Genomic DNA, 11,380 nt, shown 5'->3' with positions numbered 1-11,380 from the left:
ACGAGATCCCATCACGAGCCACCGACACCCGGAGCGGTCCTGGGCCGGCGAGCCTCGTGCCCGCGCGCACGCTACGGCGAGGGCCAGCCGTTCGGCACGCAGCCCTCGGTCGAGATCGACTGCTGCACCATGACCGGGGCGACGGCGCCCGGCGCCGGGCACGGCTCGTGCCCGTGGCCCAGCACGTGGCCGACCTCGTGGTTCACGAGGTACTGGCGGTAGGTCGCGACGTCGTCGCCGAAGTCCGGAGCGCCCTGGACCCAGCGCTCGAAGTTGAGCACCGCGACGCCCGTCACCGAGTTGCCGCACGAGTACCGGCCCTCGGTCTGCAGCGGGGCGCAGAGCCGGTCGGTCGTCGCCGGGCTCGCGAGCACGACCCGGATCGACGCGTCGTCGGCGGCCGTGCGGGAGAACGTCACGCGGTCCGTCGCGCCCCAGCCGCGCGGGTCGTTGAGCGTCGCCAGCACCGCCTCGGCGAGGACGTCACCGTCGAGCGGCAGGCCGAGCTCGGCCTCGACGCGCACGGACCGGACCGTGCCCGGTCCCGGTGCCGGGACCTCGCCCGGGACGACGACCAACGTCCCGCCGAGGTCGGCGACGACCTTCTTCCCCGTGAGGCCCGAGCCGGGCTCCGGGACGGGGTCCGGCGGCGGGGTCGGCACGAGCGCGGCGGGCGTCGGCGGGACCTCCGGTGCGGCGGGCACCCGGACCGGCGGGGTCGGGGAGGAGGCGAGGGGCGCGAGCGGGGCGAGCGGGGCGAGCGTCCCGGGAGGCGGCGGCGTCGGCAGGGTCACCGGGCCGGGCGCGTCCGTCGCACCAGGTGCGTCGGGCGTGCCGAGCACGGCCCGCGCCTCCTCCGAACGGCTCACCGCGTCCGGCGCGCGGTCGGGGACCTGACCGGTGCCGTCCCCTGCCAGGGCCGCGCTCACCACGGGCGCCGAAGCCGTCGGGACCGGCCCACCGGGCACGTCCCACACCTCCGCCGTCGCCACGCCCGCGCCGAAACCCACGCCGAGGCACGCGAGGACCGCGACGACCGGGCGCGGACGACGGCCGCGCACGCGGTCGGGGTGACGCACCACCGGGGCGTCGGCCGCACCGCCGTCCACGACAGGGGGCTGGGGGTCGGTCGAGGCGTCGGGGTCGGGCACGCGGCCATCGTCCCACTCCTCGTCGCCCCGGGTCGACCGCTCGCGGTTCGCCCGTATCCTCGGGCCCATGACGGGTGGTCCGGGACGCAAGGGCGGGGCCCTCCCCGCGGCGCGCACGCGCATGCCCCGGACGCAGCGGCACGCCCAGCTCCTGTCGATCGGCGAGGACCTCTTCGCGACCCACGGCTACCACCACATCTCGATGGACGACATCGCCGACCGCGCAGGCGTCGGCAAGCCGGTGCTGTACCGGCACTTCCCGTCCAAGCTCGACCTGTACCTCGCGATCGTCGACGAGCAGGGCGACCGGCTCGTCCGGGCCGTGCACACGACGCTCGACCCGTTCCGCGACGCCGCGCCCGGGAACGCTCCCGGCGACGCGGACGCCCTCGCGGTCGACGGGCTCGCCGTGATCGAGGGCATCGTGCGGGCCTACGTGGCGTACGCGCACACCGCCGGCCGCTCGTCCGCGCTGCTGTTCGAGTCCGACGTCATGCGCGACCCGGTGGTGCGCGCGCGCGTGCTCGCGCCGGACGCGCACATCTCCCAGGCCTTCGCGGACGTGCTCGTCCGCATCACCGAGCTCGACCCGCCGGAGGCGCTCGTCGTCGCGCGCACCTGCACGGCCGTGGGCCGTGCGGCCGCGACCGAGGCGGTGCGGGCCGACGGCGCGGCGAGCGCCGACGACGTCACGCGCCTCGTCCCGCGCCTCGTGTGGCGCGGCGTGCACGGGATGCTGCGCCGCACACGGCCCGAGGGAATCTGACTACTATCGTTCGCGTTGTCGCCGGTGGGTCACCCATCGGCGGCCTGCCGTCGACCAGCCGCGTGCGCGCGGCCGCTGTGAGGAGAACACGTGGAAGTCACCATCGGTGTGCAGAACCTGGCCCGTGAGCTCGTCGTCGACACCGACCTGTCCGCGGAGGACGTCGCGAAGGCGGTCTCGGACGCCCTGGGCGGAGCGCCCGCGCTGGAGCTCACGGACTCCCGGGGGCGCCGCGTGATCGTCCCGACCGTGTCCCTGGGATACGTCGAGATCGGCACGGAGGAGCAGCGCCGGGTGGGCTTCGGGTCGCTCTGACCTCACCGCCCGCGAGCAGCGTGAGCGGCCCGGTCGTCCCCGTCCGCGGGAGGCGCCCGGGCCGTCCTGCGTCCGGGCACGGCGCGCGGTGGCGGGTCAGGCGGCGAGCCCGAGCCGGTCCATGCGGCGGGTGTGCTCCGCGGTGAGCCGTGAGAAGACCCAGGACTGCGTCGTCGCGGTCGGCGACGCGGCCGCCTCCTCGCGGTTCACCTCGGCGACGAGGCGGTCGAGCGCGGGGTGGCGCGCGAGCACGACACCGACGACGCCCAGCGCCTCCCCGACGATGCGGCGGCCCCACAGGGCGAGCCGGGCCGCGAGCACCGGGTCCGCCGTCGCGGCCTCCGCGATGACGGACGCCGAGCGGTCCGCCCGGGCGCCCTGCGTGAGCGAGCCCACGACGACGTCCCGCGAGCGGTCGTCGAGGCCTCCCGCGGCGAGGAGGCAGAAGTCGTCCGCGACCCCCTGGCCGACGTAGCCCTTGAGGATGCCCTCCCACCACGTGCTCGGGCGCGTGCGCTCGTCGAAGTCGTCGAACAGGCCGTCGAACGACGCCATGCACGTCTCCGGGTCGCCCCCGAGCTCCGCGACGCGGCCCAGCACGGACTCCTGCCGCTCGAGCAGCTCGGCGGCCATGCGCGACAGCGCCTGGCGCTGGCGCAGGGTCGGGGCGTGCGCCGCGTCGCCGGCGAGCCGGCCGAAGCTCGAGAGCTCGGTGTAGGCGACGAGCCCGAGGAGCTCGAGCGCGTCCTGGGACGCGCCGGTCGTCGGTCCGGTGGGCTGGTCGACGTCGATCATCCCGCCAGGATAGTGGCGGTCGCCGGTGCCGGAGCGCCGCGGGGCGGCTGTCCGATACCATGGGCGGGTACATCGGTTGCCCGGTCGTCCTGACCTCACGCGCCCGTCCCGGCCCCGGCCGGCACGAAGGGCGACGCCCGTCCTCGTGCGACGACGGCGGTACGGGTCCGCTCCCGCGGACCCGCGCCACGAATTCCACGATCGGCTGCCGGCCACGAAGCGCGTACGACCACGTCCGGGTCACCCGGCGGAGGAGCCGGTTCCCGACGCTCCCCGACGAAGCGGTCGCGCGCGCCGGAAGAGACAGAGGCACCAGTGACCACCACAGACGCGACCACCACGGACGCCACCCCCGACGTGAGCGCCGACGCGCGCGCCGTCGCCGCGAGCGTGCAGTCCGACAACACGTCCTTCGCCGACTTCGGCGTCCGCCCGGAGATCGTCACGGCGCTCGCCGACGCGGGCATCACCCACCCCTTCCCCATCCAGGCGATGACGCTGCCCGTCGCGATGTCGGGCCACGACATCATCGGGCAGGCCAAGACCGGGACCGGCAAGACCCTCGGCTTCGGGGTGCCGCTCCTGCACCGCGTCGTCGCGCCGGGCGAGCCCGGCTTCGACGCGCTCCCCTCCCCCGGCAAGCCGCAGGCGCTCGTCGTCGTCCCGACGCGCGAGCTCGCCGTCCAGGTCGCCAAGGACCTCGAGACGGCGTCGCGCCTGCGCAGCGTGCGCGTCCTGCAGGTGTACGGCGGGCGCGCGTACGAGCCGCAGGTCGAGGCGCTGCAGCGCGGCGTCGAGGTCGTGGTCGGGACGCCCGGCCGCATGATCGACCTCATGAACCAGGGGCACCTCAACCTCACGCGGGCCAACACCGTCGTGCTCGACGAGGCCGACGAGATGCTGGACCTCGGGTTCCTGCCCGACGTCGAGAAGCTCCTGGCGCGGACCCCCGCGCAGCGCCACACCATGCTCTTCTCGGCGACCATGCCGGGCGCGGTCGTCTCGATGGCCCGCCGCTACATGAAGCAGCCGACGCACATCCGCGCGATCGAGGCGGACGACGACGGTCGCCAGACCGTCAAGAACATCGCCCAGGTCGTCTACCGGGCGCACGCGCTCGACAAGGTCGAGGTCCTCGCGCGGATCCTGCAGGCGCAAGGGCGCGGGCGGACGATCGTCTTCGCGCGCACCAAGCGCACGGCGGCCAAGGTCGCGGACGACCTCGCGGAGCGCGGCTTCGCCTCCGGCGCGATCCACGGCGACCTCGGCCAGGGCGCGCGCGAGCAGGCGCTGCGCGCGTTCCGCAACGGCAAGATCGACGTGCTCGTCGCGACCGACGTCGCCGCCCGCGGCATCGACGTCGAGGACGTCACGCACGTCGTGAACTACCAGTGCCCCGAGGACGAGAAGACGTACCTGCACCGCACCGGCCGCACCGGCCGCGCGGGCAACACGGGCACCGCGGTGACCTTCGTCGACTGGGACGACATGCCGCGCTGGGGTCTCATCGACAAGGCGCTCGGCCTCGGTATCCCGGAGCCCGTCGAGACGTACTCGACATCGCCGCACCTCTACACGGACCTGTCGATCCCTGAGGGCACGAAGGGGCGCCTCCCGAAGGAGCAGCGCACCCTCGCGGGCCTCGACGCCGAGGAGCTCGAGGACCTCGGCGAGACCGGCAAGCGCCACACCCCGGCGCGCCCCGCCCGGGGAGGTCAGGGAGGCGGCGACCGGTCCGGCCGCGACGGGCGCGGGCAGGGCGGTCGAGGTGGCCGTGAGCACGGACGCGAGCAGGGACGTGACGGCGGCCGCGGCGGCGACTCCGGTCGCCGCCAGGGCGGCGAGGCCGGAGGCCCGGGCGAGCGCACCGCGGACGAGCGCGCCACGACCGCGGGCGAGACGCCCGGTGGGTCGGCCGAGGGCGGCGAGCGCCGTCGTCGGTCCCGCAGCCGCCGCCGCACGCGCGGCGGCCAGCCGGTCGAGCGCTCCGAGCAGGGCGGCGCTCCCGCCGCCGAGTAGCACGCGCCCGCGCCCCGGCTCGCTCCCCGACCTCTCGGCCGGGGCAGCGGGTCGGGGCTCGTCGCGTCGCGGGTCCAGCTGCCCGGGTCGTCCGCCGCACCGCGCGCTGCGGACGGCGGCGCGCCTGGGCGCGTCCGGCCGACGACGGCCGGTTCAGCGCACGTGCGCGTCGCGGCCCGCGAACCAGACCGCGATCCCCTGCGCGACGGCGACGCCGACGAGCAGGAGGAGCGGGAGCGTCCAGGCCCCGCTCGCGTCGTGCACGAGGCCGACGCCGATCGGGCCGCACGCGCCGAGCACGTACCCGGCGCTCTGCGCCATCCCGGACAGCTCCGAGGTGTGCGCGGCGTCGTGGGCGCGCAGCGCCATGAGCGTGAGGGCGAGGCTGATCCCCCCGCCCTGGCCCAGTCCCAGGAGCACGACCCACAGCACGGCAGCCGACGGCGCGACGACGAGCCCGGTCAGGCCCGTGCCCACCAGCACGACGAGGGCGACGCCGATGCCGCGCTGACGACGCATCCGTCCGGCCAGCAGGGGCGTCGCGAACGAGCCGGCGATCCCCACCAGGTTGCACAGCGCGAGCAGCCATCCCCCGGCCTCCGGGGTCCGGCCGAGCGACACGAAGACCTCGGGCAGCCACGCGTTCGTCGCGTAGAACGACAGGGACTGCGTGCCCATGACGGCGGTCACGGCCCACGCGAGAGGGCTGCGCCAGACCGAGCCGCGCCCGGCCGGACGTGTCCCGCCGCTCCGGAATCCCGTCGGTGCGGGGCCGGTGGCGTGCAGCGCGCGCGGCACCCACACGAGCGCCCCGACGACGGCCAGGACACCCCACGTCGCGAGCGCGCCGCGCCAGTCGAGGCCTGCGGCGTTCGCGACAGGGAGCGTGAGGCCCGCGGCGAGCGCGGCGCCGCCGGAGAGCGACATCGAGTAGAGGCCGGTCATGAGCCCGACGCGGTCGGCGAAGTCGCGCTTGACGAGCGCCGGGAGCAGCACGTTGCCGACCCCGATCGCACCGCCGACGACGAGCGTGCCGGCGAACAGCCCCCACGTGGTCGGGACGAGGCGGACGGCGAAGCCCACGGCGAGCACCACGAGGGCGGCGAGGAGCGCGCGCTCGAGCCCCCAGCGCCGCGCGAGCACCGGCGCGACCGGAGCGAGGAGCCCGAAGCACAGGACGGGCAGCGCCGTGAGCAACCCCGCCGCGGAGGCGCTCAGCCCCGTGTCGGCGCGGATCTCGCCGAGCAGCGGCGAGACCGCGACCACCGCGGGGCGCAGGTTGAGCGCCGCGAGAAGCATCGCCACGACGGCCGCGACGCCGAGCGGACGACGGATCCCGCTCACGCGGCACCGTCCGCGGGCGCTCCCGCGGCGACGAGCTGCGCGCGCACCGCGTCGATGGTCGCGGAGACGGCCCGCTCGGCCGCGTCGGGGTCGCCCGCGCGGATCGCGGCGACGACCTCCTCGTGGCCGGGGAGGTCGCGGTGGTGGCGCCGCTGCGCGCCCGTGGCGAGGGTCCGCACGAGGGCGTGGTCGAGACCGTCGTAGAGGTCGGCGAGGAGCGGGTTGCCCGCGGCGCGCACGACCTCGGCGTGGAACGCGACGTCGGCCGCCTGGAACTCGTCGTCCGCGGCGCCGTCCCGCGCCCGGAGCTGGGCGGCGAGCGCGGCGTCGAGCCGGTCGAGGACCTCGGGATCGTGCCGCGCGGCGGCGGCCCGCGCGGCCCCGCGCTCCAGGACGCCGCGCACCTCGAGCACGTCGAGCGCGTCCGCGGTCCGGGCGCGGCGCGCGAGCGCGGCGTCGAGGCCGCTCGCCGCGCGCACGTACGTCCCGTCGCCGCGCCGGGGCTCGAGGATCCCGGCGTGCTCGAGGGCCCGCACCGCCTCGCGGACCGTGTTGCGCCCGACGCCGAGCCGCGCGACGAGCTCGGGCTCGGGCGGGATGCGTGTCCCAACGGCCCACTCGCCCCGCTCGACGAGGCCCGACAGGCGTTCGAGGACCAGGTCGGACACCTTGCGCGGCGGGACGATGGGGTCGCTCACCGAGACAACCTAACATCCCATGTTTAGCCGCCACGGAGTACGGCCGGCCTCGTCGGCGGCAGGCGCCGGCGGCGCCGCCGGCGCCGCTCAGGCGGTCTGGACGAACTGCGTGACGGCGTCCGCCACGAGCTGGACGGCGATCGCCGCCAGGAGCAGCCCGGCGATGCGCGTGACGAGGATCGTCCCCGAGTCGCCGAGCACGCGGTTGATGACGTTCGCGAAGCGCATCGAGAGCCACAGGCACACGTGCACCGCGACGACGCCCGCCACGATCGCGATCCACTCCGCCACACCGCCGCCCCGCTCCCCGGCCCGCTGCACGAACACCATCGTCGCGACGATCGCGCCGGGCCCCGCGAGCAGCGGCGTGCCGAGCGGCACGAGCGCGACGTTGACCCCCTTGTTGCCCGAGGGCTGCGGCTCCTCCATCTTGCCGGTGAGGAGCTCCATCGCGACGAGGAGGAGCAGGAGGCCGCCCGCCGTCTGCAGCGCCGGCAGCGAGATGTGCATGTAGCTGAGGATCTGCTGGCCGAACGCCGCGAACGCCACGATGACGCCGAACGCCACGAGGATCGCGGTACGTGCCGCCTGGTTGCGCTGCTTCGCGCCCATCGCGCTCGTCAGGCCGAGGAAGACCGGGACGGTGCCCGGCGGGTCCATGATGACGAAGAGGGTGACGAAGACCTCGGTGAAGAGCCGGACGTCGAACCAGTCGCTCATCGTCCGACCACCCGGTCACGCCTCGCCACGCCTGCCCGGCGGCTCACCGGATCACGTCCAACTGTCCCAGCTCCTCGATCTGCTCCAGCACGGTCGGTGCCGTCGTGTTCTCCCCGAGCCGGTTCGGTTTGCCGGCCCCGTGGTAGTCGCTCGACCCGGTGACGAACAGGCCCAGGGTGCGGGCGACGTCGTCGAGCCGGGTGCGCTGACGCTCGTCGTGGTCGCGGTGGTGCACCTCGAGCCCCGCGAGCCCCGCCGCGGCCATCTCCTCGATCACGACGTCCGCCACGACCCGGCCACGCCCGTCGGCGCCCGGGTGGGCGAAGACGGGGACACCTCCGGCCGCACGGACTCCGCGCACGGCGGCGGCCGCGCTCGGGGCGTAGTGCGGCACGTAGTACGGCGTGCCGGGCGCGAGGATCGTCGCGAACGCCGCGGAGCGGTCGGTCACGTGCCCGGCCGCGACGAGCGCGTCCGCGATGTGCGGTCGCCCGATCGTCGTGCCCTCGGCGGTCTGCGCGAGCACATCCTCCCACGTGATCGGGTAGTCCTCGCCGAGCAGGTCGACCATCCGGCGGGCGCGGCTCGTGCGCGCGTCGCGCGTGCGCTCGAGCTCGTCGAGCAGCGCCGCGTGCGCCGGGTCGTGCAGGTAGGACAGGACGTGGACGCTGATCCCGCCCGAGCGCGCGGAGATCTCCGCGCCGCGCACGAGCGCGACGCCGGTGCGCAGGGCCGCGTCGGTCGCCTGCGCCCAGCCGGCGGTCGTGTCGTGGTCCGTGAGCGCGACGACGTCGAGCCCGGCCACGGCGGCCGCCTCGACGACCGCCCCCGGCGCGTCCGTGCCGTCGGACGCCGTCGAGTGGGTGTGGAGGTCGATGCGCACGGACCCCAGGATAGTGAGGGCGTCGCCCTGCCGGGCCCGGCGGCGCCCGGGCGTACGGCACGGGACCCGCACACGATGTTCACGCGGGGCCCGGAGCCCGCCCACGGCCGTCCCAGGTAGAGGTGCGAGGGTCGGGAACGATGACCACCACAGCCACGCCCCGCGCCGTCCTCCTTCCCGCCACGGACGACGCCCCGAGCGACGACCGGACCGGTGCGCCCGCGGTCGTCTTCGTCCACGGGCTGCGGACCTCGGGAGCGATCTGGGACGGTCAGGTCGAGCACGTCCGGTCGCTCGGCCACGACGCCGTCGCGGTCGACCTGCCCGCGCACGGCGCGCGCGCCCGCGAGCGCTTCACGCTCGAGCGCTCGTTCGAGGTCATCGACGAGGCCGCCGCGTCGTTCGGCCCGGACCGTCGTGTGACGCTCGTCGGGCTCTCGCTCGGCGGGTACACGTCCCTCGCGTGGGCGGCACGCCGCCCCGCGAACCTCGCGGGCGTCGTCGCCGCGGGCTGCACGTCCGACCCCAAGGGCAAGCCCGTCGCCCTCTTCCGGGACGTCGCGCGGCTCGTCGTCGCGGGCGGCGGCACCGTCGGCCGCGGCGCGCGGTGGGCGGCCCGCACCAGCACGTCCGCGTGGTCGTCCATGACACGGGCCGGTCGGTCGGCGCCCGGTGGGTCCGTGGCGTCGTACGCCGTGCGCTGGGCCGACGGCGCACCCGATCCCGCCGTGCACCGGCCGGGCTGGGGCATCGTCACCGACGCGCTGACCCAGCTCGCCGGGCGCTCGTGGCTCGCGCACGTGCGCGACGTCGAGGTGCCCGTGTGGCTGGTCAACGGTGCGCGCGACCACCTGCGCCTCGACGAGCAGCGCTACCTCGCCGCGGCCGCGGACGCCGCGCTCGTCGTCGTGCCGCGGGCCGGCCACGACGTCAACAGCGAGGCGCCGGAGGCCGGCAACCGCGTGCTGGCCGGCGCGGTCGCCGGCTTCGGCCGGCCGCGCGGGGCGACACTGGGGCATGACCGACGCCACCCCCGTCACCCCTGAGACCACCGCCCCCGCCGTCGTCGATCCTGCGAGCCCGGCCGAGACCCAGGACGTGTCGGCGCGCGGGAGCAACCGCTCGCAGCGCCCCGACTCCGCCGCGTTCAAGGCGTTCATCACGAGCGGCTGGGCGCCGCGTGCCGCGCTCGACGTCGAGCCGTCGTCCGCCGCGCCGTTCGCCGCCGCCCGCCGCGCGGCGCTCTCCGCGCGCTTCCCCGGCGCCCGCCTCGTGATCCCCGCCGGTCCGCTCAAGGTCCGCTCGAACGACACCGACTACCGGTTCCGACCGCACTCGGCGTTCGCCCACCTCACCGGCACGGGCTGGGACCAGGAGCCCGACGCGGTGCTCGTCCTGCACCCCGTCGAGCCGGGCACCGGGGACCCGGCGGGTCCGGACGGAGCGCGCAGCGCCCATCACGCCGTCCTCTACGTGCGGCCGCTCGCGGCGCGCGACACCGAGGAGTTCTACGCCGACGCGCGCTACGGCGAGTTCTGGGTCGGCGCGCGCCCGTCGCTCGACGACGTCACGACGCTCACGGGGATCGAGGCGAACCACGTCGACGACCTGCGCGACGCGCTCGCGAAGGACGTCGGGCCCGACGGGACGGTCCTGCTCGTCGTGACCGGAGCCGACGAGGCGATCGAGGCGCTCGTCGAGGCGATCCGCGCGGAGGCCGGGGCCGAGGACTCGGCCGAGCAGTCCGTCGCGGAGGCGCAGGAGCAGCGCACGGAGGCGGAGTGGCTCGCGCGCGCCGAGGCCGCCTACCGGCGCTCCGACGCCGCGCTCGTCGAGGCCGTCTCCGAGCTGCGCCTGGTCAAGGACGCGCACGAGGTCGAGCAGATGCGCGCGGCCGTCGCCGCGACGATCGCCGGGTTCGAGGAGGTCGTGCGCACCCTGCCGCGCACGCTGGGCCACCGCCGCGGCGAGCGCGTCATCGAGACGACGTTCGACGGTCACGCGCGCCTCGAGGGCAACGCGGTCGGCTACGAGACGATCGCCGCCGCGGGCGAGCACGCGACGACGCTGCACTGGATCCGCAACGACGGCGTCGTGCGCCCGGGCGAGCTCGTGCTGCTCGACGCGGGCGTCGAGGTCGACTCTCTCTACACCGCCGACGTGACCCGCACGCTGCCCGTGGACGGCGAGTACACGGACGTGCAGCGCCGCGTCTACCAGGCGGTGCTCGACGCCGCCGACGCCGCGTTCGCCGTCGCGGTGCCGGGCGCACGGTTCCGCGACGTGCACGCCGCGGCGATGGAGGTCGTCGCCGCGCGCCTCGAGGAGTGGGGTCTGCTCCCGGTGAGCGCCGAGGAGTCGTTGTCCCCGGAGGGTCAGCAGCACCGGCGCTGGATGGTGCACGGCACGTCGCACCACCTCGGCCTGGACGTGCACGACTGCGCGCAGGCGCGCCGCGAGCTGTACCTCGACGGGATCCTCGAGCCGGGCATGGTCTTCACCATCGAGCCCGGCCTCTACTTCAAGGCGGACGACCTCGCCGTGCCCGAGGAGTACCGCGGCATCGGCGTGCGCATCGAGGACGACGTGCTCGTCACGGCCGACGGCAACGAGAACCTGTCGGCCGCGCTCCCGCGCCGCCCCGAGGACGTCGAGGCCTGGATGGCGTCCCTGCGCGCCTGAGCCCGGC

At 75.9% G+C, this 11,380-nt stretch carries 11 protein-coding genes; 5 read left to right on the top strand and 6 right to left on the bottom strand.

The genetic code is table 11. The features are described 5' to 3' along the window. Positions 1 to 71: 71 nt before the first annotated feature. Positions 72 to 1,151, bottom strand: coding sequence for a DUF3152 domain-containing protein (locus NFS20_RS17800; RefSeq protein ID WP_251153147.1), 1,080 nt, complete (start codon positions 1,149 to 1,151; stop codon positions 72 to 74). Between the two features lie 67 nt (positions 1,152 to 1,218). Here NFS20_RS17800 and NFS20_RS17795 point away from each other — a divergent pair, with 67 nt between their 5' ends. Together NFS20_RS17795 and NFS20_RS17790 are read left to right on the top strand one after the other, a co-directional pair. After that, positions 1,219 to 1,917 (top strand): TetR/AcrR family transcriptional regulator, encoded by a 699-nt coding sequence (locus tag NFS20_RS17795; RefSeq protein WP_251153146.1) that lies wholly within the window; start codon positions 1,219 to 1,221, stop codon positions 1,915 to 1,917. A gap of 90 nt (positions 1,918 to 2,007) precedes the next feature. Next, the gene (locus NFS20_RS17790) at positions 2,008 to 2,232 is read left to right on the top strand and encodes a DUF3107 domain-containing protein (RefSeq protein WP_251153145.1); all 225 of its coding nucleotides are present in this window, start codon (positions 2,008 to 2,010) and stop codon (positions 2,230 to 2,232) included. Between the two features lie 96 nt (positions 2,233 to 2,328). Here NFS20_RS17790 and NFS20_RS17785 read toward each other — a convergent pair whose 3' ends face one another. Next, the gene (locus NFS20_RS17785) at positions 2,329 to 3,027 is read right to left on the bottom strand and encodes a ferritin-like fold-containing protein (RefSeq protein WP_251153144.1); all 699 of its coding nucleotides are present in this window, start codon (positions 3,025 to 3,027) and stop codon (positions 2,329 to 2,331) included. A 315-nt stretch (positions 3,028 to 3,342) separates the two neighbouring features. On the opposite strand from NFS20_RS17785, the gene NFS20_RS17780 reads away from it, so the two are divergent. Then, positions 3,343 to 5,046 carry a DEAD/DEAH box helicase gene (locus NFS20_RS17780; protein ID WP_502800832.1) on the top strand — a complete coding sequence of 568 codons (1,704 nt, stop codon included), beginning with the start codon at positions 3,343 to 3,345 and terminating at the stop codon, positions 5,044 to 5,046. A gap of 153 nt (positions 5,047 to 5,199) precedes the next feature. Here the strand turns inward: NFS20_RS17780 and NFS20_RS17775 are convergent, their stop codons facing one another. From NFS20_RS17775 to NFS20_RS17760, 4 genes are all read right to left on the bottom strand, one after another. Further along, positions 5,200 to 6,390 carry a CynX/NimT family MFS transporter gene (locus NFS20_RS17775; protein ID WP_251153143.1) on the bottom strand — a complete coding sequence of 397 codons (1,191 nt, stop codon included), beginning with the start codon at positions 6,388 to 6,390 and terminating at the stop codon, positions 5,200 to 5,202. Beyond that, on the bottom strand, positions 6,387 to 7,088 hold the full coding sequence (locus tag NFS20_RS17770) for a FadR/GntR family transcriptional regulator (RefSeq protein ID WP_251153142.1): 702 nt from the start codon (positions 7,086 to 7,088) through the stop codon (positions 6,387 to 6,389). Before NFS20_RS17770 ends, NFS20_RS17775 begins: the two co-directional genes overlap by 4 nt. 87 nt (positions 7,089 to 7,175) lie before the next feature. Beyond that, positions 7,176 to 7,808, bottom strand: a complete 633-nt coding sequence (locus NFS20_RS17765) for a MarC family protein (protein WP_251153141.1) — start codon at positions 7,806 to 7,808, stop codon at positions 7,176 to 7,178. A gap of 43 nt (positions 7,809 to 7,851) precedes the next feature. Continuing rightward, entirely contained in the window at positions 7,852 to 8,691 is an 840-nt protein-coding gene (locus NFS20_RS17760; RefSeq protein ID WP_251153140.1) for a PHP domain-containing protein, read from the bottom strand. A 140-nt stretch (positions 8,692 to 8,831) separates the two neighbouring features. On the opposite strand from NFS20_RS17760, the gene NFS20_RS17755 reads away from it, so the two are divergent. Both NFS20_RS17755 and NFS20_RS17750 read left to right on the top strand, forming a co-directional pair. Then, a complete protein-coding gene (locus tag NFS20_RS17755) occupies positions 8,832 to 9,737 on the top strand; it encodes an alpha/beta fold hydrolase (protein WP_251153139.1) in 906 nt (301 codons plus the stop codon). Then, positions 9,709 to 11,373 carry an aminopeptidase P family protein gene (locus NFS20_RS17750; RefSeq protein WP_251153138.1) on the top strand — a complete coding sequence of 555 codons (1,665 nt, stop codon included), beginning with the start codon at positions 9,709 to 9,711 and terminating at the stop codon, positions 11,371 to 11,373. The genes NFS20_RS17755 and NFS20_RS17750 overlap by 29 nt, the downstream gene beginning before the upstream one ends. Positions 11,374 to 11,380: the final 7 nt, after the last annotated feature.

This window comes from Cellulosimicrobium sp. Marseille-Q4280, assembly GCF_943181405.1.
In the GTDB taxonomy this organism is placed as follows: Bacteria; Actinomycetota; Actinomycetes; order Actinomycetales; family Cellulomonadaceae; genus Cellulosimicrobium.
This window is presented reverse-complemented; position numbering and strand designations above follow the sequence as displayed.

What these genes read in the sequence shown, in the direction of transcription:
- NFS20_RS17795 (WP_251153146.1), top strand. Translation starts at nt 1,219, where the DNA reads ATGACGGGTGGTCCGGGACGCAAGGGCGGGGCCCTCCCCGCGGCGCGC.
- NFS20_RS17785 (WP_251153144.1), bottom strand. Translation starts at nt 3,027, where the DNA reads ATGATCGACGTCGACCAGCCCACCGGACCGACGACCGGCGCGTCCCAG.
- NFS20_RS17765 (WP_251153141.1), bottom strand. Translation starts at nt 7,808, where the DNA reads ATGAGCGACTGGTTCGACGTCCGGCTCTTCACCGAGGTCTTCGTCACC.
- NFS20_RS17755 (WP_251153139.1), top strand. Translation starts at nt 8,832, where the DNA reads ATGACCACCACAGCCACGCCCCGCGCCGTCCTCCTTCCCGCCACGGAC.
- NFS20_RS17750 (WP_251153138.1), top strand. Translation starts at nt 9,709, where the DNA reads ATGACCGACGCCACCCCCGTCACCCCTGAGACCACCGCCCCCGCCGTC.